27 protein-coding genes are annotated in these 25,175 nt (G+C 22.9%); 4 read left to right on the forward strand and 23 right to left on the reverse strand.

Going from position 1 to position 25,175, the window contains the following annotated elements; genetic code table 4:
* Positions 1-222 precede the first annotated feature (222 nt).
* From AAHM84_RS02215 to AAHM84_RS02295, 17 genes are all read right to left on the reverse strand, one after another.
* Complete coding sequence (locus tag AAHM84_RS02215; RefSeq protein WP_342259283.1) at positions 223-486, reverse strand: HNH endonuclease; 264 nt, start codon at positions 484-486, stop codon at positions 223-225.
* A gap of 256 nt (positions 487-742) precedes the next feature.
* A complete protein-coding gene (locus tag AAHM84_RS02220; RefSeq protein ID WP_342259284.1) occupies positions 743-1,234 on the reverse strand; it encodes a lipoprotein in 492 nt (163 codons plus the stop codon).
* 66 nt (positions 1,235-1,300) lie between these two features.
* Positions 1,301-1,792 (reverse strand): lipoprotein, encoded by a 492-nt coding sequence (locus tag AAHM84_RS02225; protein ID WP_342259285.1) that lies wholly within the window; start codon positions 1,790-1,792, stop codon positions 1,301-1,303.
* A 66-nt stretch (positions 1,793-1,858) separates the two neighbouring features.
* Complete coding sequence (locus tag AAHM84_RS02230; protein ID WP_342259286.1) at positions 1,859-2,350, reverse strand: lipoprotein; 492 nt, start codon at positions 2,348-2,350, stop codon at positions 1,859-1,861.
* Between the two features lie 66 nt (positions 2,351-2,416).
* Complete coding sequence (locus AAHM84_RS02235) at positions 2,417-2,908, reverse strand: lipoprotein (RefSeq protein WP_342259287.1); 492 nt, start codon at positions 2,906-2,908, stop codon at positions 2,417-2,419.
* 66 nt (positions 2,909-2,974) lie between these two features.
* Positions 2,975-3,466, reverse strand: coding sequence for a lipoprotein (locus AAHM84_RS02240; RefSeq protein WP_342259286.1), 492 nt, complete (start codon positions 3,464-3,466; stop codon positions 2,975-2,977).
* Between the two features lie 66 nt (positions 3,467-3,532).
* Positions 3,533-4,024, reverse strand: a complete 492-nt coding sequence (locus AAHM84_RS02245; protein WP_342259288.1) for a lipoprotein — start codon at positions 4,022-4,024, stop codon at positions 3,533-3,535.
* Between the two features lie 65 nt (positions 4,025-4,089).
* Entirely contained in the window at positions 4,090-4,581 is a 492-nt protein-coding gene (locus AAHM84_RS02250) for a lipoprotein (protein ID WP_342259289.1), read from the reverse strand.
* Between the two features lie 66 nt (positions 4,582-4,647).
* Positions 4,648-4,833 carry a hypothetical protein gene (locus AAHM84_RS02255; protein ID WP_342259290.1) on the reverse strand — a complete coding sequence of 62 codons (186 nt, stop codon included), beginning with the start codon at positions 4,831-4,833 and terminating at the stop codon, positions 4,648-4,650.
* Between the two features lie 213 nt (positions 4,834-5,046).
* Entirely contained in the window at positions 5,047-5,139 is a 93-nt protein-coding gene (locus AAHM84_RS02260; protein ID WP_342259291.1) for a lipoprotein, read from the reverse strand.
* Between the two features lie 66 nt (positions 5,140-5,205).
* Positions 5,206-5,532: a hypothetical protein gene (locus AAHM84_RS02265; protein WP_342259292.1), complete on the reverse strand. Its 327-nt coding sequence runs from the start codon at positions 5,530-5,532 to the stop codon at positions 5,206-5,208.
* Positions 5,495-5,695, reverse strand: a complete 201-nt coding sequence (locus AAHM84_RS02270) for a lipoprotein (RefSeq protein ID WP_342259293.1) — start codon at positions 5,693-5,695, stop codon at positions 5,495-5,497. Before AAHM84_RS02270 ends, AAHM84_RS02265 begins: the two co-directional genes overlap by 38 nt.
* 66 nt (positions 5,696-5,761) lie before the next feature.
* Complete coding sequence (locus tag AAHM84_RS02275; protein ID WP_342259294.1) at positions 5,762-6,253, reverse strand: lipoprotein; 492 nt, start codon at positions 6,251-6,253, stop codon at positions 5,762-5,764.
* A 20-nt stretch (positions 6,254-6,273) separates the two neighbouring features.
* Positions 6,274-8,376, reverse strand: a complete 2,103-nt coding sequence (locus AAHM84_RS02280) for a hypothetical protein (RefSeq protein WP_342259295.1) — start codon at positions 8,374-8,376, stop codon at positions 6,274-6,276.
* Between the two features lie 18 nt (positions 8,377-8,394).
* Positions 8,395-11,154: a hypothetical protein gene (locus AAHM84_RS02285; RefSeq protein WP_342259296.1), complete on the reverse strand. Its 2,760-nt coding sequence runs from the start codon at positions 11,152-11,154 to the stop codon at positions 8,395-8,397.
* Between the two features lie 567 nt (positions 11,155-11,721).
* A complete protein-coding gene (locus tag AAHM84_RS02290) occupies positions 11,722-11,958 on the reverse strand; it encodes a hypothetical protein (RefSeq protein ID WP_342259297.1) in 237 nt (78 codons plus the stop codon).
* A gap of 103 nt (positions 11,959-12,061) precedes the next feature.
* Complete coding sequence (locus AAHM84_RS02295) at positions 12,062-12,238, reverse strand: hypothetical protein (RefSeq protein ID WP_342259298.1); 177 nt, start codon at positions 12,236-12,238, stop codon at positions 12,062-12,064.
* 209 nt (positions 12,239-12,447) lie between these two features.
* Between AAHM84_RS02295 and AAHM84_RS02300 the strand changes: the two genes are divergently transcribed.
* On the forward strand, positions 12,448-15,006 hold the full coding sequence (locus AAHM84_RS02300) for an AAA domain-containing protein (protein ID WP_342259299.1): 2,559 nt from the start codon (positions 12,448-12,450) through the stop codon (positions 15,004-15,006).
* Positions 15,007-15,668: 662 nt separating this feature from the next.
* Here AAHM84_RS02300 and AAHM84_RS02305 read toward each other — a convergent pair.
* The 3 genes from AAHM84_RS02305 to AAHM84_RS02315 are packed head-to-tail and all read right to left on the reverse strand — an operon-like array spanning position 15,669 to position 19,059.
* Positions 15,669-17,189 carry a hypothetical protein gene (locus AAHM84_RS02305; RefSeq protein ID WP_342259300.1) on the reverse strand — a complete coding sequence of 507 codons (1,521 nt, stop codon included), beginning with the start codon at positions 17,187-17,189 and terminating at the stop codon, positions 15,669-15,671.
* Positions 17,179-17,916, reverse strand: a complete 738-nt coding sequence (locus AAHM84_RS02310) for an ABC transporter ATP-binding protein (protein ID WP_342259301.1) — start codon at positions 17,914-17,916, stop codon at positions 17,179-17,181. The genes AAHM84_RS02305 and AAHM84_RS02310 overlap by 11 nt, the downstream gene beginning before the upstream one ends.
* Positions 17,917-17,925: 9 nt before the next feature.
* Positions 17,926-19,059, reverse strand: coding sequence for a hypothetical protein (locus tag AAHM84_RS02315; RefSeq protein ID WP_342259302.1), 1,134 nt, complete (start codon positions 19,057-19,059; stop codon positions 17,926-17,928).
* Positions 19,060-19,532: 473 nt separating this feature from the next.
* Between AAHM84_RS02315 and AAHM84_RS02320 the strand changes: the two genes are divergently transcribed.
* Together AAHM84_RS02320 and AAHM84_RS02325 are read left to right on the forward strand one after the other, a co-directional pair.
* Complete coding sequence (locus AAHM84_RS02320; protein WP_342259303.1) at positions 19,533-19,691, forward strand: hypothetical protein; 159 nt, start codon at positions 19,533-19,535, stop codon at positions 19,689-19,691.
* A gap of 124 nt (positions 19,692-19,815) precedes the next feature.
* Positions 19,816-20,034 (forward strand): hypothetical protein, encoded by a 219-nt coding sequence (locus AAHM84_RS02325; RefSeq protein ID WP_342259304.1) that lies wholly within the window; start codon positions 19,816-19,818, stop codon positions 20,032-20,034.
* Between the two features lie 141 nt (positions 20,035-20,175).
* Here AAHM84_RS02325 and AAHM84_RS02330 read toward each other — a convergent pair whose 3' ends face one another.
* Together AAHM84_RS02330 and AAHM84_RS02335 are read right to left on the reverse strand one after the other, a co-directional pair.
* The gene (locus tag AAHM84_RS02330; RefSeq protein ID WP_342259305.1) at positions 20,176-21,978 is read right to left on the reverse strand and encodes an ATP-binding protein; all 1,803 of its coding nucleotides are present in this window, start codon (positions 21,976-21,978) and stop codon (positions 20,176-20,178) included.
* A 6-nt stretch (positions 21,979-21,984) separates the two neighbouring features.
* Positions 21,985-23,034, reverse strand: a complete 1,050-nt coding sequence (locus tag AAHM84_RS02335; RefSeq protein WP_342259306.1) for an SIR2 family protein — start codon at positions 23,032-23,034, stop codon at positions 21,985-21,987.
* A gap of 411 nt (positions 23,035-23,445) precedes the next feature.
* Here AAHM84_RS02335 and AAHM84_RS02340 point away from each other — a divergent pair, with 411 nt between their 5' ends.
* Entirely contained in the window at positions 23,446-23,778 is a 333-nt protein-coding gene (locus AAHM84_RS02340; RefSeq protein ID WP_342259307.1) for a hypothetical protein, read from the forward strand.
* A gap of 440 nt (positions 23,779-24,218) precedes the next feature.
* Here the strand turns inward: AAHM84_RS02340 and AAHM84_RS02345 are convergent, their stop codons facing one another.
* On the reverse strand, positions 24,219-25,154 hold the full coding sequence (locus AAHM84_RS02345) for an ABC transporter ATP-binding protein (RefSeq protein WP_342259308.1): 936 nt from the start codon (positions 25,152-25,154) through the stop codon (positions 24,219-24,221).
* Positions 25,155-25,175 lie beyond the last annotated feature (21 nt).

Genomic DNA, 25,175 nt, shown 5'->3' on the forward strand with positions numbered 1-25,175 from the left:
TTTTTGCAAAAAAAAAAAAAAAAGACTCTATTAAAAAAATGAATCCTCTCTTAATAAATACCTTCTTTTTTATAACTATAAAAAAATAATAGCAACACCATTAAATATAATTGTCTTATAAAAAAATACTTTTAATACTGGAAATGTTATTTTGTTAATTAATTATAATCTAGAAGTTTTATAACATAAAAGTATCTAAGGTTCTTATTCTATATAATAGTACTATTTATTGCATTTCTTATGCACTGCTTTAAGATTTTCCTTTTGATTTGTACCACCTTGTGCTTTGGGATTTAAATGCTCGACATTTCAACAATTTGAATTATTAGGTTGTCATCCTTGATATGCACCATATTCCATTTGTTCCTTACATCTAAAGCATTTTTTATGACCTCTATCGCTAGTATCTTGTTGTGCTCCACAATTGCATTTTGGTGCATTCTCTCAGGCATGTCTTGCAATTGTTGGTAAATCTTTTTTTGCCATTTCTTTATTTCCTCGTTCTACAATATTATTATATAAAAAAAAGCAGATTTTTATAAAGATTTTAATGAAAAACTATTATTTAAACTGAACTACTAATAAGTTTCTTATTAGTTTTCTATCAAATGATTAATATTTTAAACATTTTTTTGTTAGCTTATAATTTTAATTTACACAATGAGTTATTTTTTGATAGATAGATATTAAAAAAAACTTATACATATAGAATTATGTATAAATTAAATTACTATTTTTCTTTTTATTCATGGATTGTTTCTTGTTTAGCTCATTTTTGAATTTCCAACATATACTCTTTTGTATTATTATTTAAAGTTTCATCCTTTTGTCACCCTTCAATAAATATATCAAAACTATCTGTTTGATCTCTAAAATAAGTTACTTTTGAGATTTTTGAGTTTAAAGATTCATAGTCTAATTGCATCATTTTATAAGATTCATACGCTCTTATAAATGTTTCAAATATTCAACTTTTTTGTCAAGCATCGCTATTTAATTTTATTAATTTTTCTTGTTCTTTACTACACTCATTACATTCATCAAGTTCCTTTGCTCAAATTGCATTCATTTTTTCTTGTTCTAAAACATAGTTATCTAATGCTTCTACAATATCATCTCCAGATTTTGGTTGATCTGGTAATTCAAATTTTTTCTCACTTTGACATGATATAACAGATGTTGAAGTTGAAGCAAATAAAGTTATTGCTGTAAATAAAGTTAATAATTTTTTCATAATTTCTCCTTTTAAATGAATTAATAAATATAGAATTATGTATAAATTAAATTACTATTTTTCTTTTTATTCATGGATTGTTTCTTGTTTAGCTCATTTTTGAATTTCCAACATATACTCTTTTGTATTATTATTTAAAGTTTCATCCTTTTGTCACCCTTCAATAAATATATCAAAACCTTCTGTTTCAATTCTAGAATAAGTTCCACTTGATATTTTTGAATTTAAAGATTCATAGTCTAATTGCAACATTTTATAAGATTCATAAGCTCTTATAAATGTTTCATATATTCAACTTTTCTGTCAAGCTTCACTATTTAATTTTATTTTATTTTGTTCTTCTTTACTACATTCCTTACATTCATCAAGTTCTTTTGCTCAAACTGAATTCATTTTTTCTTGTTCTAAAACATAGTTATCTAATGCTTCTACAATATCATCTCCAGTTTTTGGTTGATCTGGTAATTCAAATTTTTTCTCACTTTGACATGATATAACAGATGTTGAAGTTGAAGCAAATAAAGTTATTGCTGTAAATAAAGTTAATAATTTTTTCATAATTTCTCCTTTTAAATGAATTAATAAATATAGAATTATGTATAAATTAAATTACTATTTTTCTTTTTATTCATGGATTGCTTCTTGTTTAGCTCATTTTTGAATTTCTAACATATACTCTTTTGTATTATTATTTAAAGTTTCATCCTTTTGTCATTCTTCAATAAATTCATCAAAGTAATCTTTATTATCTCTACTATATATCATTTCTGAAGTCTTTGATTCTAATGTTTCATAATTCAATTGCAACATTTTATAAGATGTAAAAGCTCTTATAAAAGCTTCATATATTCAACTTTTCTGTCAAGCATCACTGTTTAGTTTAATTTGATTTTGCTCTTCCTTACTACATTCCTTACATTCATCCAGTTCTTTTCCTAAAATTTCATTGACACGCTTTTGTTCAAAACGATATTTATCTAATGCTTCTACAATATCATCTCCAGATTTTGGTTGATTTGGCAATTCAAATTTTTTCTCACTTTGACATGATATAACAGATGTTGAAGTTGAAGCAAATAAAGTTATTGCTGTAAATAAAGTTAATAATTTTTTCATAATTTCTCCTTTTAAATGAATTAATAAATATAGAATTATGTATAAATTAAATTACTATTTTTCTTTTTATTCATGTATTGCTTCTTGTTTAGCTCATTTTTGAATTTCTAACATATACTCTTTTGTATTATTATTTAAAGTTTCATCGTTTTGTCACCCTTCAATAAATTCATCAAAAGTATCTGTTTGATTTCTAAAATAAGTTACCTTTGATATTTTTGAATTTAAAGATTCATAGTCTAATTGCATCATTTTATAAGATTTAAAAGCTCTTATAAATGTTTCAAATATTCAACTTTTTTGTCAAGCATCGCTATTTAATTTTATTTTATTTTGTTCTTCTTTACTACATTCCTTACATTCATCAAGTTCTTTTGCTCAAACTGAATTCATTTTTTCTTGTTCTAAAACATAGTTATCTAATGCTTCTACAATATCATCTCCAGTTTTTGGTTGATCTGGTAATTCAAATTTTTTCTCACTTTGACATGATATAACAGATGTTGAAGTTGAAGCAAATAAAGTTATTGCTGTAAATAAAGTTAATAATTTTTTCATAATTTCTCCTTTTAAATGAATTAATAAATATAGAATTATGTATAAATTAAATTACTATTTTTCTTTTTATTCATGGATTGCTTCTTGTTTAGCTCATTTTTGAATTTCTAACATATACTCTTTTGTATTATTATTTAAAGTTTCATCCTTTTGTCATTCTTCAATAAATTCATCAAAGTAATCTTTATTATCTCTACTATATATCATTTCTGAAGTCTTTGATTCTAATGTTTCATAATTCAATTGCAACATTTTATAAGATGTAAAAGCTCTTATAAAAGCTTCATATATTCAACTTTTCTGTCAAGCATCACTGTTTAGTTTAATTTGATTTTGCTCTTCCTTACTACATTCCTTACATTCATCCAGTTCTTTTCCTAAAATTTCATTGACACGCTTTTGTTCAAAACGATATTTATCTAATGCTTCTACAATATCATCTCCAGATTTTGGTTGATTTGGCAATTCAAATTTTTTCTCACTTTGACATGATATAACAGATGTTGAAGTTGAAGCAAATAAAGTTATTGCTGTAAATAAAGTTAATAATTTTTTCATAATTTCTCCTTTTAAATGAATTAATAAATATAGAATTATGTATAAATTAAATTACTATTTTTCTTTTTATTCATGTATTGCTTCTTGTTTAGCTCATTTTTGAATTTCTAACATATACTCTTTTGTATTATTATTTAAAGTTTCATCGTTTTGTCACCCTTCAATAAATTCATCAAAAGTATCTGTTTGATTTCTAAAATAAGTTACCTTTGATATTTTTGAATTTAAAGATTCATAGTCTAATTGCATCATTTTATAAGATTTAAAAGCTCTTATAAATGTTTCAAATATTCAACTTTTTTGTCAAGCATCGCTATTTAATTTAATTTTATTTTGTTCTTCTTTACTACATTCCTTACATTCATCCAACTCCTTTGCCAAAATTATGTCCACTTTTTCTTGTTCTAAAACATAGTTATCTAATGCTTCTACAATATCCTCTCCAGATTTTGGTTGATTTGGTAATTGAAATTTTTTCTCACTTTGACATGATATAACAGATGTCGAAGTTGAAGCAAATAAAGTTATTGCTGTAAATAAAGTTAATAATTTTTTCATAATTTCTCCTTTTAAATGAATTAATAAATATAGAATTATGTATAAATTAAATTACTATTTTCTTTTTATTCATGGATTGCTTCTTGTTTAGCTCATTTTTGAATTTCTAACATATACTCTTTTGTATTATTATTTAAAGTTTCATCCTTTTGTTTTGATGCAATAAATATATCAAAGTAGTCCGTATTAACTATAGTATAAGTTTTTTCTGATATTTTTGATTCTAAAATTTCATATTTTAATTGCAACATTTTATAAGATGTAAAAGCTCTTATAAAAGCTTCATATATTCTACTTTTCTGTCAAGCATCACTATTTAATTGTATTAATTTTTCTTGCTCTTTACTACATTCATTACATTCATCAAGTTCATTTTTTCAAATTTCATCCGCTTGACTTTTTTCAGTAGTAATTTTATCTAATGCTTCTACAATATCATCTCCAGATTTTGGTTGATTTGGCAATTCAAATTTTTTCTCACTTTGACATGATATAACAGATGTTGAAGTTGAAGCAAATAAAGTTATTGCTGTAAATAAAGTTAATAATTTTTTCATAATTTCTCCTTTTAAATGAATTAATAAATATAGAATTATGTATAAATTAAATTACTATTTTTCTTTTTATTCATGGATTGCTTCTTGTTTAGCTCATTTTTGAATTTCTAACATATACTCTTTTGTATTATTATTTAAAGTTTCATCCTTTTGTCATCATTCAATAAATTCATCAAAGTAATCTTCATTATCTCTACTATATATCATTTCTGATGTCTTTGATTCCAATGTTTCATAATTCAATTGCAGCATTTTATAGCTTCTATAACCTCTTATAAATGCTTCATATATTCAACTTTTCTGTCAAGCATCACTGTTCAGTTTAATTTTATTTTGCTCTTCTTTACTACATTCCTTACATTCATCCAGTTCTTTTCCTAAAATTTCATTGACACGCTCTTGCTCAGAACGATATTTATCTAATGCCTCTACAATATCATCTCCAGATTTTGGTTGATCTGGTAATTAAAATTTTTTCTCACTTTGACATGATATAACAGATGATGAAGTTGAAGCAAATAAAGTTATTGCTGTAAATAAAGTTAATAATTTTTTCATAATTTCTCCTTTTAAATGAATTAATAAATATAGAATTATGTATAAATTAAATTACTATTTTTCTTTTTATTCATGGATTGCTTCTTGTTTAGCTCATTTTTGAATTTCTAACATATACTCTTTTGTATTATTATTTAAAGTTTCTTCCCTTTGTCATCCTTCAATATATTCATCAAAAGTACTTGTTTCTCTTTTTACATAAGTTACATTTGAAACTTTGGAATTTAAAGTTTCATAGTCTAATTGCAACATTTTATAAGATTTATATGCTCTTATAAATGTTTCATATATTCTACTTTTTTGTCAAGCTTCACTATTTAATTTTATTAATTTTTCTTGTTCTTTACTACATTCATTACATTCATCAAGTTCCTTTGCTCAAATTACGTTCATTTTTTCTTGTTCTAAAATAGTTATCTAATGCTTCTACAATATCATCTCCAGATTTTGGTTGATTTGGTAATTCAAATTTTTTCTCACTTTGACATGATATAACAGATGTTGAAGTTGAAGCAAATAAAGTTATTGCTGTAAATAAAGTTAATAATTTTTTCATAATTTCTCCTTTTAAATGAATTAATAAATATAGAATTATGTATAAATTAAATTACTATTTTTCTTTTTATTCATGGATTGCTTCTTGTTTAGCTCATTTTTGAATTTCTAACATATACTCTTTTGTATTATTATTTAAAGTTTCATCCTTTTGTCACACTTCAATAAATTCATCAAAAGTATCTGTTTGATTTCTAAAATAAGTTACCTTTGATATTTTTGAATTTAAAGATTCATAGTCTAATTGCATCATTTTATAAGATTTAAAAGCTCTTATAAATGTTTCAAATATTCAACTTTTTTGTCAAGCATCGCTATTTAATTTAATTTTATTTTGTTCTTCTTTACTACATTCCTTACATTCATCCAACTCCTTTGCCAAAATTATGTCCACTTTTTCTTGTTCTAAAACATAGTTATCTAATGCTTCTACAATATCATCTCCAGATTTTGGTTGATCTGGTAATTCAAATTTTTTCTCACTTTGACATGATATAACAGATGTTGAAGTTGAAGCAAATAAAGTTATTGCTGTAAATAAAGTTAATAATTTTTTCATAATTTCTCCTTTTAAATTAATTAATAAATATTTGACGATTCAATTTCTATAATTTTGTTTATAGTTGACATAATATCATTATCATAAATTAATAAAGGTATAGTCAAACCTAAACTCGTTTGGTAATTATATAAATAAGTTTTATAAACTTGTACATTTATATTACTATTTTGTTTAGCAGCCTTTTTAACGGCATCAAGTGCTAAATCCTGACTTTGATAATAAATAAAGTTAGAACTATCATTTACATCTCTAATTCTATACACAGCATATCTACCATCTGAAATAATATTATCATAAGATAATTTAAAATTTGGATCTCATGTTTTTATTTCATCTCTATGTACATATTTTGCTGTTAATGAAATATTATTATGTAATTTTCTTAATGCTGCCTCTTCACTTTCTCCAGATGATTCTACTTTTCCAAAAGCATCATAAACTATATATTTTTTTTGTAATGTTCTTTTACTGTTTATAATTTCCTTTTCTTTGGCCTCTTCAAGGGTATTTGCCAACAGTTTACCATCTCTACTTGATAAATCTTGATCTGTTCCATATGAATATTTTAATACAGAACTAAAAGTACCTTGCAGTGGTAAAAAATTATCTAATTGTTCTTCTGTAACATAAAAATCTTCTCTCATTTTATACATTGCTTTATTATCAATTATATAAGGCTCTTTTAATATTCTTTCCTTTATTGGTAAAAAGTCATTATAACTTTGAATTAATGAGTATTTGAAACCTTGATTACCATTAACATCATATAATTTATCTTTTGCAATAGATCCTTCTTTATTTAAATTTAAATTATTATTTTTAAGATCTTTAAAAGTTAATTCCTTATTTGGATTTTCAAAATTTTGTAATCCATTAAAATAATTTGAGAATCATTTACTATAAAAATTTGCTAAATTATCTTGTGTCATATCACTTGTTGTATATGCATTTCCCATTTCTGGTGAGAATCATATTTCATCTCCACTTATTTTATCTTTTGTAATATATCCTGTAAAAGAAGTACGAGTTTCATCGTAATAACTAAAATCATCTATTGTAACTTTTTTATTTTTATAACTAGAATGCATTAAATTAATTTTTCCATTACTACATGATTTTTCATTATATTTAAAATTAAAAGTCTTTGTTAAATAAGGTCTCTTACCTTCCTTCTGACTTTGTCAATTAGTTCTAAATTCTCCAAGAAAAGAAGATCAAGAATTAAATGTTTTATTATCTAACATTTCCAAATTAACATAGTCACCAAAACCATAATCATCACTTGCTCCTTGACATTGAACTGTTATTCTATAATCTTTTTTTGGCATAAATTTTATTCTATATTTAGAGTTAGTATCCAATAAATTTTTATAATAACCTTCATAAAATTCTGATTCCAACTCTCTTTTTAATTTAGCAAAACTCTCTTCTTGAGTTCCAAAGAAATTAATTGGTTTAATTGCTTGTTGATTTAATCCTGTTTTTTTATTGACATAATATCCAGAAGTAAATTTTGATATTAAAGCCTCAACATCATTTTGATTGAAAGCATTATAGTATTCATTTGCATAAATATAGTATAAAGATTTATTAATTTTTAGATTATATTTTTCATTATTTTTGGCTTCATCAGGTGTATCAAATCATTCAATTTGATCATAACTGTACTTTGCTTTTACATTTCCCAAATTAGCATAAGTATTTAATGCATTTTCTTTTGAAAGAGCTATATTTCCAAAAGCATCTCTATATACTTGACTAAAATTATTGATATTAACATCATAAATTTTTTTATCATCTAATGTCATATGCTCATAATTTTTAATAATTTTTGATGGATTTGAAGAAGTCAATTGCATTTGTACAAAGTTATTTTTTAGAATATACTCATCTAGTTCCTGAGGAGAATTAAATTTCTTTCCATCAAAATAACTATATTCAGTATCTCCAATATATAGTCTATTTTCTTCTATATCCTTATAAAGCTCTTCAATTTGTTGATTTGATAAATTGCGAAATTTTATATTACTAATATTGTTTTCACTAGTAAGTAACGGTAGTATAGTTGAACTACTTAATACCAGAGCTAAACTTACTTTATATAATAATTTTTTAAACATGTTTACTTCACCCCTCTTTTAATAAACTTCATGAGTTTGTTGCTCAATTCATTTTCTAAATTCTCATTCATTTAAAAATATATTGTCTTTAAAATCAAAGGTTTTTAACTCACCATTTTGATTAATTACTTGATAATTAATATTATTATCTAGATAAGTTAATAACTGATTTAATGTTTTAAAATACTTATTTTGTCCATAAAAATCCAACTTATAAAAGTCATACTGACTTCCTTGATATTCTTCTAAACTATCATAGATTGAAGTTTTTATTAGATCACTGTTAATAATTAACTTAGATTCAACAGGTTGATTAATTTTAATGAAGGAAATAATTTCTTCTTCACTATCCTTATAAATTTTTTCACCATTTTTCATTATATAAAAATATTTTTTATTAAATTTGGAATTAGCAATGTTTTCTTTTAAACTTGATATTGCATCATACTTATTTTCAAAAGCATTTCCAAAACCATCTAAATAGTATTCTTTTTTATGAATTACATATTCTTCTTTAAATAGCTGTTCAATAAATATTTCCTTTTCTTTAACTAAAGCTTCTTGATATTCAGATCAAGTAAATCCTCCTGGTGAGTTTACGGGCTTATTAAATTTATCATTTGTTAATGTATAAACCTTGCTTTTGTTCATAATACTTGCAAATATTTTTCTTGAAGAGAAGTAATTTTGAGGATTTTTGTAGGCATCTAATATTAACTCTTCTTCTGCTGTATCTTTATGCAAATAATACTTATTTTTAAACTCATAAATAGTTGTTGATGAAGATTCTGGGTTTTTTGGAACTAAATAGTTTATTGCTGAATCTGAAATTTTTATAACGTTTACTTTTGGATTTGGTTTTTTAATTGATATATTAATTAAAGGAATTTTAATTGTAGGCACTGTATAAAATAATGATGTATTTTGATCTAATTTTGCTTCAAAACTAACTACTGACATAAAACTTAAAGCTTGACTTATACTCCATGCCTTTCCTACTCAACTTAATCCTGATACTAAACTAGTAGCACTTGCTTTTGAATTATAATTCTTATCTGTAAATCCTTTAAAACCAATTCCTTTATAAATATCTTCACTCTTACTTTCAATTTCCTTTTGATTTTCTTTATTAATTTCTTCCATGTTACTATCTATTTGCAACTGAGAAGTATTTTTATCTTTAAAGGTATTTTCAGTTTTTTTCTTATTTTTGCTTAGCTTTTCAAGTGGTTCCATTACAGTTTCTGCTATTTTTTGAAATTTTACAACTCCATCCAGTAATCTTTTATTTGCACCACCTTCTGAATAGAATTTATCCACATTTATAAAAAGAGAATATATATCTTCAAAACTACTTTCTCTTAAAGATTCCAATCCATTTTCAGAATCATTTGAAAAAACGTTCTCAACCATTTCTTCTTGTGAATTAATTATATCTGCTAATATATATACAAACGATTTTTCTAACTCTTCATAAGAAACACCAATTCTATGTACTTTACTTTTTATTAATAATTTATTAAATACAACTAGCAATTTATTAAAATTTGTAAATTCTTTATCTTTAATAAGATTTAAATCCATTGACGCATCTTCAAAATAATTTTGTTTAATATTACTCATTATAAATTCTAATTCTTCCTTACCTTCTTGACTCCAATCAATATTCTCTTTTAAATATTGCAAATATTCAAAAGAGGCAAAATTACTTTTTTCACCAGAATTGGATTTATGAATTCAAGGCAAAACAATATCAATGACAGTACTTGTCATTGATGATAAACTGACAGCATAACTATAAGCAATTAAAGGATTAATATCAACAGAACCAGTTTGTTCAAATTTAATATTATTATCTTTAATCTCTTCAGTTGATTCAAAATATTTTGGACCAACTAAATATCCATTTTGTAAATTAAGATTTCCTACTTGTGCTCAATAAGATTTTTTATCTGCATCTAAAACTTCTTTAATATGCTCTCTAGATAATTTTGGATCTAAAGGTTTTATTAAATTTTCATATTCTAAGTAGTTATAATCGGAAAAAGCTTTTCCATTATATTCAAAACCAGTTGTCATATTTTTTCTTAATCAAGATTTAATTTCTGTTTCTGTTTGACATATTCCACTTTGCAAATAGCAAGTAGTTTTATCATCACTTTTTTCCAACTCTTTTAGTTTAATTTCTTCATAGTATGATCTTGCATCACTTTCATTGTTTGTTTCTTTACCTTCAACGAAAATTGATGATTCATAATTAAAGTATGTTTCTAAAGCATTATCTCTTGAAAGATATGCTTGATTATCATGACCCCTATAAACTTTAACCTCTTCTTCTACATTAGAAGTTACAATATCAGAAGAAAGTTCTCCAGAAGCATTAATTGTATAATTGCCTGGATTTCTCATTGTTTTTTCTTCTGTGATTTTGAATTTCTGATTTATATATAAATCTAGTTCTTCTTTTGTGTTAAATAACTGATTGTCAAATTTAAAAATATTTGTTTCGTAGTTAAAAGTTCTTTGTGCTTCATTATAAGCATAGTTATAAACTTCTTCTTTTGTTAAAAACTCTTTACCTGCAAAACTATAACCTATTGGCTGAGGTTCTACAATATTATTATTTGTTAATACAATACTAACTGGAACTATTGTTCCAATAGTTCCAATAGATATAAGTGAAACAATAGAAAGTCTCTTTTTTGTTAATCACTTACCATTTTTTGATTTAAATATTTTATTTACTAATTCAGTAAAATTATTAGTATTTTTTTTCATTTTTTCTTTCTCTTTTGAAAATAAATTAAATAAGCATAATAGAGAGTTTTTATCTAATTGCTTTATTTTCTAAATTTTCCTCCCCTTATTTGCTGAAATTTACTCATATGTGCATTAGTAAAAACTTCACACAATTATTTTATACACCTAATTTATTGCAAAATCAATATTTTTACCATAAATTTAACAAATTTTGGAAAAATTTTGCAATAATATAAGCGCATACTTTAGAATGTTATATATAACTTTAATAACTTATTAACAATAATTAACAGTATTGTATTTGTAAGATTTAACTTTAAAATTAAGAATTGTATCTAATTCAATTATTTCAAAATAATTTGTCATTTCTCATTAAAAATTCTTTGATAAGACTTTTTAATTCGTTTTTTAAATAAATTTCTTTTTAATCTCTAATTATTGTTAAAGAATTATTAAGATCTCAATCAAGATTTGAAAAATAAGGTATAATTGGGCTTCCTTCATTTATCCATACTTTTGTATGGAATATAAAATGTAGTCTAAACCTTTTTTCTTTATCGTTATAACTTCACACTATTCCTGCTTTTACACTGTTCCTGCTAGACCAATTCTAAAAACTCATAAATCATTACTATATTTTCTAGCTGGCTCAATATTATTTACATCTCCTTTAACTTCTTCATAATATTTATAAACAGATGCCTGTTCGCTTGATTTATCAGTACCAAATGATGATCCAAATATTAATGTTGGCTCTGTAGAAGTTCTATTTCATCATTGTTTCGTAAATTTCTTGTATTTAGGTTCATCACTAAATCCCAATGTAATAGCTAAATATTGCTCAACAATTGGACTACCATAACCCCCTGTGTGTTAATCATAGCGAACTTATTCTCAATTAAGAGATTCCTTATTACTAATTGATCTACTTCATAAACAGAATTTTCAGATTCTGAAGTAGATCAATAAATATTTCATTTTCGAATTCACTTCTATAATTTGTTTCAACTTGTCTTTCCTCGATTAATACATTACTAATAATTGGAATTGCGCCACTACTTCCTATGGATGCAATTCATAATAAACATATCATTTTAGACATTTTTATTTGTTTTTCCTTAACTCCATAAGCACCTACAAATGATATATCCATTGGTCAAATAAAAGTAATTTATAAGTACTTATGGTGCCTTTTTAGCACCAATATTTGTAACTAAAACTATTATTATAATAAAAAGTGTTATTAATTCAATTATCTACCTTTAGCAATTTGCAATATTTGCAGTTATAATATATTAAGGAGTTTAAATAATGTCTAGGGAAGAAAAGATTTTTAATTATTGAATAAAACTTTTAAATGACTTATTTAGTTTAGATCAAAAACAAATAGAAAAAGAAAATCTATTAAATTCATCTAAAATAAAAAATCAATTAGCAGTTACAAAAAATGATAATAATAGTGTTTATAGCAGTATAAGGTATTTTTTTAATAAGCATTTTCAAAATAACTATAAAAATTTAAATAAAGAAAGTATTTTATATTACTACATAAATAGCTCTTATAAAAACTGAGACAATATAAAAAATAGAAATTTTATATACCCTTTTGGAATAAATAATAGTCAAAAAAAAGCTGTGGAAAATGCTTTTAAATCTAATTTTTCTATAATTCAAGGTCCGCCAGGAACAGGAAAAACTCAAACAATATTAAATATTGTTTCAAATATTCTTTTAGATAAAAAAACAGTTGCTATTGTTTCAAATAATAATTCAGCTATTGATAATATATTTTATAAATTGAATCCCAAAATTAAGGATAGTAATAATTATAAAGAACAACTAGAAGTAATTTGATTTTTATCTTCTTTCTTAGGGTCATTTTCAAAAAATAAAAATTACTTTACATTGGAAATGCAAGAAAAAATAGCATCTGCAAAAGAAAAATGAAAAAAAGCATTTGAAAAATCCAATGTAAATATGGAAATTAGTGTGCAAAATGATAAATTTCAAGTACTAATTGAAGAAATTGAAGAAATTGAAATTTTAAAGAAAAAAATATTAAGAGATGAAAAAGTATTACCTAAAGTTAAAAAAGAAAAAGAAATATATGAATCAAAAATTATCTTAAAATATAAAAATAACACTAATTTATTGAAATTATCCCTTGATAAATTAAATAAATTTTATATTAAAATTAAGGTCTACAAAAAAGATAAGCTATCATGATGATTTAAATTAAAAAATAAATTTAAATATAAGCTACCTAAGAATTTTTTTAAATACGACTTCATATCAGAAATATACTTTCACGTTCTAAATAAAAAAACTAAAGAGCTAAAAGAAAACTTAATTAAAAATAAAAAATTATTAAATGAGATTGATAATAATCAATTAGATGACTTAATAAAAATATCAAAAGAAATATTATATAACTCTATTTATGAAAATTATATGTCAGAAGAAAAAATAAACTTAACAGCAAATAACTTTACTGAAGTTAGTTCTGAATTTATAAAATTATTTAATAAACAGCCAATAGTTCTAAGTACAATTTTTTCATTAATAAATTCTAAGCCAGCAGATGTACTATATGATTATTTAATAATAGATGAAGCTTCACAAACAGACATGTTAGCTAGCATTGCTTCAATGGCTTGTGCAAAAAACATAATAGTAGTTGGTGATTTAAAACAGTTATCTCAAGTTAACTCCCCTAACTATAAAAATTACTTTGAAGAAAATAAACTATTTTTAAATGAAGGATATGAATACTGAGAAAATAATATTTTGAAATCTCTTATAAAAATATATGGTGAAAAGATTCCTAATCAACTATTAAGAGAACATTATAGATGTGATCCTGCTATCATTGAATTTTGTAATCAAAAGTACTACAACAATGAACTGATTATTATGACTGAATCAGAAAATGAACAAAGTCCTTTTGAATTAATAGTTGGTGAATCTTTATACTATACTGACACAAATAACTCTAAAACTAGTAGAAAAGAGTTAGAAAATATTAAACAATATCTTAGTGATAATAAAATTAGTGACATAGGAATTATTAGCCCTTTTAGAGATCAAGCTAATATCTTAAATAAACAATTAGGTACAGATAAGATAATTGCTAATACAATTCATGCTTTTCAAGGACAAGAAAAAGATTCAATACTATTTGCTGTTACAAGACAATCAATAAAAGGAAAAGATGATTTTGTTTCTAATCCAAAATTAATAAATGTAGCTGTCTCAAGAGCAAAAAATAAATTTATACTTGCATATTCAAAAAATATTAATAGTTGTCCTGACAATGATATCAAAGACTTAATAAATTATATTCAATTTAATTTTCCAAATAGCAAAGAAGTTTATAAAAAGAATACTGAGTTTTATATTTTATCAAAAGAATATAATAATGATTTAATAGAGTTTATTAAAAACTATAATAAAAACCACTTCAATGGTGCTAAAGAACCAACTGAAATAATAATACATACAGTTCTAGAAAAAATTATATCGCTGGAGGAATTTAATAACTTAGATATTACCCTATTCAAAAAATTAAGTCATATTATTCCTAAAGCTATAGAGAATGATATTTTTAATAAAAGAGAAAAAGAATTTTTAAATCATCACTGATCTCATATTGATTTTCTGGTTTATGATAAATTTAGTTTTGAACCTGTCTTAGCAATTGAAGTCGATGGATATACATTTCACAGAAAAGAAAAACAAAAATGAAGAGATAATTTAAAAGATAAGGCTTTAAAAATTCAAAATATACCTATCATGAGAATTAGTACAGATACATATAAGAAAATTGGACTTTCAATAATTAATAAAATAAGAGAAATAAAAAATAAATAGAGAACGTTAATAATTGAATCAAATATTAGAAATATAATATATGATTCAATTTTTTACTTGAACAATCTTTAATTTATTTTAAAAACAATCTTCACTTTTTTAGAAACTCAAAATCATATAATTGGTTTAAAAAAATTATTTTTAGAGTTAATTTTAAAATCAGTTCTAATAAACATGCAAAAGAATTTTTAATTACAATCAAATAAGTAAAGTTATAAATTTAATAATATTTGCTTAAAGAATAAATAATTTGTTTTTGAAAAATTAAGCATTAAGAAAAAACTGCTAAAATTTAGAATAGATTATTCCTTATTTATTAAAAAATCAATAAAGAGTTTTTAAATTAAACACTTTTAAAAATTTAACATTTTATTAATAAATATATTTATTTTATAATTACAAAATATTAATATTTAAAAACACTTAACTTTTAGCTTTATGTAATGCTTTATAATCGTCAAAATAAAATAAAAGTAAATTCATTCAATGAATTTACTTTTATAAAAAACTTTATTATTTTGTAATTTAACTATCAATTTTCAGGAGAATAATAAAATATTATTCTCCTTCCAATATTTTTTTACTTTGAGCTTCTTTATGTTAATAGTTTATCCTAATTTCAATGATAACTTCTCATTTAATATATTTTTAAATTTTTTTTATTAATAACTTTTTTTATTAATAAAAATTAAATATGCACCAAAAGTTAGAATTAAAGATATTAATGTATAAGTTATATATAATATTTCTACCTTCAAGAATCTTTTAGTTTTTAAATTTGTTATAGTTATTTCAGATTCTTTTGAATAACTCTTAATATTGTTTAAACTTGAAAATAGCTTCTGACGTGCCCCTATTTGATTAATTAATATATCATTTTTATAATCCACTGATTGATACATCAATGAAAAATGTCTAAGAGGATTAAATACATTTTTAATATTTTCAACCTTTTGAGCATTAATAATATCTTCGGTTGTTATTACAGAACCATCCATCTTAGTAAACGGTCTTTCTGAAATTATATAATATACTTTATTCATAAGTGTTCTTGTAAATAAATACTCATCAGGGCTATAGTTATTCTTAATTTTTTCTTGTAAATCTAAATTTAAATTAATTTTTTTTGGTTTATAAGACAGATCTAATTCTTGATAGAACAAATAGTTTACAGCATCTTTATTAATAAAATTATAAACTTCATGATACTCTATGCCATTTTTTGCTTCTATAGCTTTATTTGTTAGTTTTAATATTTCTTCTGAATTAGTAGTATACTCATTAGAAAATTCATAAACATTTTCTCATGTATTTATCTTTGATTCTGAAAAAAGAGATTCAATTTCAAGGGAGATATCTTTAAATACTACAGCTTTATTTTGAACCTCCAATTCTCAAGTTTTATAACCAGCCATTACTTCTTCAATATCCATAGACATAAATTCAGGTTGCTGTAAAGCAAAGTGAAGATTTGATATTTTCTCACTTTTTTTTATTTCTTCAAATTGCTGATTTGCATAACTAAAGTTGATTGCCATATTATTAAGTTGTTTAATATTTGAAGAGGAATTAAAACTTGATATCATTCCTAATAAACTAACCACTACCAACAATAACACTGAAAATAATGTAGCCAGTGTACCAATAATTGATTCTCTTTTTAATAACATTGAGAATAAAATAGTCACTGAGAAAACCATTAAAACAAAAATAGAGTATCACCCATATACTGAGATGTATATCTTATATACTAAAATATTTGCATTACCATTCGCTAAAAAAATTGAATAGAAAATAATTGACTTAATTAAACTAATAAGTAAAAAAGAAAACAGAACAATTAATATAAACATAACTCTACTAAAAAAAATACTTTTTTTAGAAATTCCATATCTTAACTCAAGTTTATAAGTATTATCAACTATTTGATTTAATAGTATGGTCAAACTGTAAAAAATTGTAATAAATAAAAATATTATAGAGTTTATTATAATAATTAAATTAATTGACAAATATATATTTTCTACACTTTTGTTTGTATTTAAAATTAAAGACGAGATAAGTTCAGATACAAAAATAGATGAGAATGCTATTACATATATTAATCAATTTGTCTTTTGATTTTTAAATATAATTAATTGATTAATAAAAGTAATTTTAAGAGAATTTTTTTTATTTTTCATTCATATACTCCTCTAAACTACTTTTTATTTCCTCAGAATTGTTTGAACTATATTTATTAAATATCTCATTAATATTATCACTCTTATTAAATTTTTTATTATATGTAATTTGACCATCATCCATAATAATTACGTGATCAATTAATTGCAATACTTCCGAAATTAAGTGAGTAATTATAACTATAATAGTATCTTCAGACTTTAATTTCCTTATTACATCTAAAATAATTGTTTTATTTTTAATATCTAAATTTGCTGTAGGCTCATCAAAGAAAATAATCTTTGGTTTAAAAAGCATACAAGCATATAATGATAATAATTTTTTTTGTCCTGCCGATAAATTTTTAATTTTAATTTTTCAATATTTTTTTACATCAAAAATACTTGCTAAATAATTAATTCTATTCTTATATTCTTGTTTTGAAAGTAAGTTAATATTTACTAGTATTTCAATAAAATTTCTAACACTAATATCATTAGGCAATTCATTATTTTCTGTAAAAAAATATCAATCCCTAAAATCAATATTTCTTTGCTCCAAATTATCTAAATAAATTTCTCCCGAAGTCTTATTGAGTTCATTAAAAATTATTTTTGTTAATGTGGTTTTACCTACTCCATTATTTCCAAAGAGTCCATAACAATTTCCTTTTTCTAGAAAAAAAGAAATATCTTTAAGAATATTTTTTTCTTTAAAACTCTTATTTATTTTATCTATTTTTAGCATTTCATTTTCCTAACTATAAATTATATAAGTTGAGGTTGCCCCCACCATAAAAGTATTCATTAAATTTGGTATTATTTCAATTGAATTAGTTTTTTCTGATTGACCTTGTGAGTTATCATAATCAAAAAACATACTAATACCATTTGCTATAACCTTCTGGTCTCTTTTAGTTACTATTTTATTTAGATTCTTTGTAGCATCTATATTCATTAAAGAGTTTGGAAACCAAATAATAGAAACTCATATATTATAGTAAGTATTTCCAACTATTTTTACTCCACTAAATATTTGTGTTGTTAGTGTAGCTAATCCAAAAGTATTGTTTTTTAAAATTAATTTATTATCAATATTGTTAAGCCCTGTTACATACGATAAGTAATCTATTTTAAAATTAGAAGTGCTTGAAACTACCTCATCTTTAATATTTTCTTGACCATTAGTATATAAAAAAGTATACTGATCATTTTTAAATTGTCCTAATGAAGCATGATGAACTAAACTACCCCAAGCCCAAGAATATCAAACTCCCAAATGAGATTTAATAGTAAGATTATCTCCATTTCATTCTTCATATAAAACAAGTCTTGCCGCTTCATTATTATTATGTTTTGAATCTGAAAAGTTAAATATTGTTTTACTATTATTTTTATTTTGCAAAAGATAAGTAATACCAGTTGTTGAATATGAATGATTCTTTCCAGCTGGATATGTTCATCTATTAATATCTCAATTATTTCAAAAATTAACCATATATTCATATGTTATATTAAGTGCAGCATAATTATTTACAAATTCATCTCTACTATTTGCATAATCTCTGGTATTAATTGTAATACCTTGAATTAAATGTTCATATCAAGTATCTTTGGGTACATATCCTAATAAATAATCAATAGGTTTTACAACACTAGGTAAATTTTTATCTCCAGTTGTATCAATAAAAATTCTGTAGTTACTTCCGTAATTTTTACCGTTAAATTTAATATCATTATTTAATAAATCATCATTATTAAAATTTACTGATTTTTTTATATCTACTACTTCATACTTCTTATTATCTATAATAAGAGTTGATAAATTTAATATAGAGAAAATTGATAAAACTAATACAAAAAATATATTAATAATTCCATTTTTTAACATTTTTTGCTTCCTCTTTCTTTTTGATTATTAAATTTTTAGAATAATTTTACTTTGATATTAAATTTTTATTATTGTTAACTAATGCCTATTAATTAATAAATTAATAGGCATAAAATATTTTTATATGTATAAAATCTATTTATACAAAATTATTATAATGCATATTTTTAAATAAAATAAAAAATATTATAATATTTTTTATTAAGATTATAAGTAATAAGCGATTATGTCCCTACATATTAACAAGCGACTTTGTCCTCTTTTATAATCCATAAATGTTGGTTTTTTGAAAGGACTACTATTAAATACAATGAAATAAGAACAACTAAGATTAATTAAGTAATTATGTTTAAGAAAAGACTCTATTAAAAATACAGCCTATAAATTAGGTTATAGTGTTAGACACACAAGACAAAACTTAAAGAATATCAAGAGACTGGAGAAAAACATTAGTTGAAAGAACTTTTGGAACTTTGCAAAGAAGATGAACTCAAATAATTCTACTCTTAGATTTAAAAAATATTGAGCAGTTAAATAATTATTTACCCCATCTTATTCATAAATACAATCAAGATTTTTCAATACCTTTAGACCAATTAGAATCAGTAGCTAGAAAATTTAATCAAGATTAAGATATTATTTTCTCTTATCGAAGTGAAATAATTATTGATAATGGTCATAGTATTGATTTTAAAAAATTAAGTGATTTATATGTAAGTATTTACTGCAATTTACTTTAAGCTAAAGTTAAAACTAATGATTATGGAAACAATAAATAAGAAGTATTATGCACTAATTGGAAATGACATTTACAATCTTATTCAAGTTGAAGATGAACTTTTACATGGAAGTATGAAAACACTATCTAATAAGGAGTTTGAAACGACTAAAATACCAAAAATTGACTCTCCTTGGAAAGCAACTAAATGATACTTTTTTGATAGAAAAAGAAAAAATACAATATCTATTTATTAGACAAATCTTGTATTTTGGGACATAATCGTTTTCTATCTACAATATAAATGCTATTTTTAGTATAAATATTCTGAATAATAAATAATTACAAAAAGAATATTTTAAATTATAGACGTATTAATATATTGAAAATAGAGCTAACTATTTTTTATCAAACAAAAGAATATTTTCACTCTTTGGTTTAGTGCCTTTCATATTTTCTATATCAATCTTTATAAAACGCGCATCTTCAAAAGCTGTTCCTGAAACAAGACATTGACCTGGTACCAATGTTGGAAGCAAACCTATTTTGTCGTTTCCAACATAAGAGTTAGTTTGCTTAATGATATCAATATCCTTATCGTTTATTAACTTATGAATAATAAAATTATGCATTTGAGATAAAATATCTGTTGGAATATCTGCTGGTCTTTGACTTGCCAAAGTTAAAAATAACCCATATTTTCTTCCCTCTCTTATAATCTTTTTTAATATATTAAGTGAACTTATATTTTCATCATCCTCTGATTTTACTGTTACGTTATGTGCTTCATCTATAATTAAATTTATATAATTTTTGTTTTTTTCAGCTTTTTTTATTTTTCCTAAAATTAAACTAGTTATAAAGTTTATTATTATATTTTTATTTGAATCAGTATAATTTTGTAGTTCAAAAATACTAATCCCATTGTCAAAAAAATCAAAAAAATCAAAAAAATCATTTTCAAAATTTAAATCAAAAATATCATTAAATTCATCACGTACTAACAAACTTCTATTATAGACTGGCATTAATCAATCATCGTTTCCACCGTCAATTACAATATGATACAAAATTAAAAAAACAAAAAAATTTATATCCTTTGAAATATTTGTTTGTAATTTAATAGAATTTTGAAATATTTCAGTTTTAATAGTTTCATTAATTTTTATATCCGGTTCTTGATTTAAGAAAATTTCTCCTATATGTGCTGACCCTGTTCCTCCATCTTTTTTGGCTATTCTAATTTTATTTAAATTTTTTAAAAATAATTTTCAACTTTCGTCGTCTTTAAATAAAAAATTTGAGTTTTCTATAATAGTTTTAAGCTTAAAAAGTCAATCAAATTTTTTATCTTTACAAATTTTAAATATTATATCTTGTAAATATTTCTCTACTTCATTTTTTTCTTCTTTTATTATCTTTTTATATTCTTTTCATGATTTCTTAATTAATGGAGCTTGAGTCTTTGTTGTAGCATTTAGAACATTACATCATATATCTCCATTAATTTCATTAAAATTTATAGTTATTTTATTTTTATTATCCAAATATATTGTTTTTGAAAAATTAGATAGATTATTTTCACATATTGAATTTGAATATTCATTATTATAATCAAATAAAAATAGTTTGACTTTTATATGTGAATTAAAAAGTTCTCTGTTTTCTATAAGATCACTAAAAATTTTGGATAAGGTTACAGATTTTCCAGATCCAGTATTTCCAAAAATACCTAGATGAGAGGCAAAAAAATTATTTAGATTTGTTTTAACATTAAAATTATCATTTTCTAGATCTTTTCCTATTTCATATTCATTCTTCAATTTCAAATCATTGTTAATTATTTTGAGATCTTCCAACGTTAATTCATAAACTCTACTTCCTAAAATTATAGGAATTCCAAAACTTCCTTTTATAAAATTTTCAGTATTTTTTTTATTTATAAAAGAGCCATAAATAGTAGCATCTAATTCCTTATATATTTCTCCACCTGTGCTTTTATTTCTTATATACTGTGCACCAATTATTTTAAGTATTATAGTATTAAATCCAGTTTGAATTTTTACTAATGTATTTGCATGGGGGTTAAAATTTTTTGTTTTTAAATTGTAAGGAGAATCTGAATCTGATTCAAAACAATAAATGTAAACTTTTCTGACATCCAAATTTACTTTGGTTACATAACCTATTGCGTCTTCCATTTTTTATTAATCCCTCTCATTTATTTGCTTATTGTCATTATTTATAAGTGAAAATAAATTTTTCAAAGTTTTGAATACATTTGAAGTTTTAAAACTATATAAATCCATTTCAACTTCACTTTTATTAATTCTTTCTAAAATTACATTATCAAAATCCTTTTCTTCTTCTAATATATTAGAAACTAATCCATTACTTGTGTTTGAAAAAAATTCCATATTTATTATTATATTTGCATCATTAAAAGAATCTCTCAAAATTTCATTGATGTGTTTATCGCCAAAAGAATAGCCAATTACAAATATAATATTTTTTCCTTGTTTATTATCTAACAAATTTCTCATATTTATATAACCTTTAAAAATTTTCATATCAGATAAAAAATTACTATATTTTGTTCTTCCAGGAATAATAGGTTCATTTTTATTTCCATGAATTTTTTGAATATAATAAGTTGGAATAAAAGTCTTTGTTGAATCATGATAAACTGTATAATTAAAAACGTTTTCATCAAATCCTTCTTTATCAATTATGTACGAAGGCATCTTGTTTTTTAACAATATTTTTTGAAGTAAATTATCATAATTTAAAGTTCAAAAATATGTTTTCTTATTTTGTGTTAGATTGCCATTACCTTTATTTTTATTTATATTTAATTTTTTTAATGAGACTATAAATGAGTTTATTTCTTCAAGATCATTTAATTTCAAATCCATTTTACTATTTTTTAAAGATTTTACAATTTCATCATAAGTTTCAAGATTATCTAACTCCAAATCCATTTTAATATTTTCAAAAAATGAGTTTATTATTTCGTCTTTTACTTTATCTTCACTTTCAGAAATCATATCATCCATTCAGCTTTCAAAATCTTCAGTAATTGAACTTGTTTTGGAGTTAACTATTTTAGTAATACCCTTTATAGTTTTTTTTAAATCACTTGCCAAAGGTAAAACTCCATTATTAAATCCTGCACCTATTACAAAATGCAAATTATTTGAAGATAAAATCCTTTTAAATTCTTCAAAGCTTAACAAAATTTTTTTATTATTATTCATATTATTACTCCTAATATACTAATCATTTTTTCATGGATATATAAATTTATTTTTTTATTCAAATATATTATTAATTATAACAAAAAAACGCCAGAAAAAAGGTATTTAAAATTTTGTATTTTCATTCATATTATGAGTTGTACTGTTCCTTTTTTTCGGACACCTATATTTTATAACTAACTCTATTCGTATTATAAAAATATTGATACATTTTCAAATTTATAATATGAGTAATAAGCAATTATGTCTCTTCATATTAACAAGCGACTTTGTCCTCCTTTATAATCAATAAATGGAGGTTTTATGAAACGAATACTATTAAATACCATGAAGCAAGAACAACTAAGATTAATTAAGAATTATCTTTAAGAAAAGAATCTATTAAAAATACAGCCTTTAAATTAGGTTATAGTGTTATGCCCACAAGACGAAAACTTAAAGAATATCAAGAGACTAGAGAAAAAAGTATTAGTTAAAAAAACTTTTGGAACTTTGTGAAGAAGATGAAATCAAATAATTAGACTCTTAGATTTAAAAAAAATTGAACAATTAAATAATTATTTACCCCATTTCATCCATGAATACAATCAAGATTTTTCAATACCTTTAGAAGAATTAGAATCAGTAGCTAGAAAATTTGATCAAGATGAATATATTGTTTTCTCTTATCGAAGCGAAAAAGCTATTGATAATGGTCATAGTAATAGTTTTAAAAAAGCTAAGTGATTTATATGTAAGGGCTAAGCTCCAATTTACTTTAAGCCAAAGTTAAAAGTAATGGTTATGAAACGATAAATAAGAAGTATTATGCACTAATTGGAAATGACATTTACAATCTTATTCAAGTAGAAGATGAACCTTTACATGGAAGTATGAAAACACTATCTAATGAGGAATTTGAAACGACTAAAATACCAAAAATTGACTCTTCTTGGAAAGCAACTAGCTGATAGTTTTTGTATAGAAAAAGAAAAAATACAAGATCTATTATTAGATAAATCTTGTATTTTGGCACATAATCGCTTGTTATCTACAATTAATTACTATTTTTATATTTCATTTATTTTAAAATTTAAATAATAGTTTAATAAATTATAATAAGAAATTATTAGAAAACTTTAACTGTTTTTAAAAGAAATAAAAATTAACTTATATTAACTACTTTTATACAATTATTTATTTTTTTATTTGACTTCTATATTTTGATTTTCTAAAGCTTTATGAATTGACTCCATATTTATTGGCAATTTTACAAGATTTATTAATGGCAAATTATTTTTTATTAAATATAAGAATAAGTAATTAATCTGACGATAGTTTTTAGCTGCAATTACTAAGGAGTTTTCATCTCTATCATATTTAAAGGATTTAATATTTTCTTGTAATAAGAAATCTCTAAATTTTTCTACATCAAATAAATCCTTGATAAATAATTTATACTTGGAGTAAATGTTTAATGTCTCTTTTGTGCCTTCAAATATTTTCTGACCACTTTCTAAAATAATATACTCATCAATAATATCTGAAATTTCATCAATATTATGAACAGTAATAATTATTGTCTTACCTTGTTTTTTAAACTCTACTAATAAATTTTTAACTTTATTTCTTCAATATGAATCTAAATTTGCTCCAGGTTCATCCATAATAATTATTTCAGGATCTTTTATAAAGCATAGAATTAAATTAATTCTATTTTTCATTCCCCATGAAAAATCTTTAACTTTTTTATTTCTATGATTTCAAACATCAAAGTATTCCATTCAATACTTAACCTTTTCTTTTATTTTGCCTTTTTTTACTCCCATAATTAAACAACTATCTTTTAAAAAGTTATACGCAGATATATCATGTAAAGCAAAATCCATTTGAGTATAATATCCAATCATTCTATTTGCTTTGTGATAACTTCTTGATTTTCTTTTTATATTATTAATTGTTATTTTACCTTTATATTTTTTAATTATTCCCAATAGTGCATTTAAAATAACAGTTTTACCACTACCACTAGTACCTAATAGTCCAACAATTTTACATTGTTCAATTTGAAAGCTTATTGGGCCGACTTTATTTGACTTAAATTTTTTAATAAAATTATCAAATATAATTAATTTTTCCATTTTATTCAAACCTCCTTTTCT

Origin of the sequence: Spiroplasma endosymbiont of Dioctria linearis, from assembly GCF_964030865.1 — a bacterium.
Lineage (GTDB): Bacteria > Bacillota_I > Bacilli_A > Mycoplasmatales > Mycoplasmataceae > Spiroplasma_A.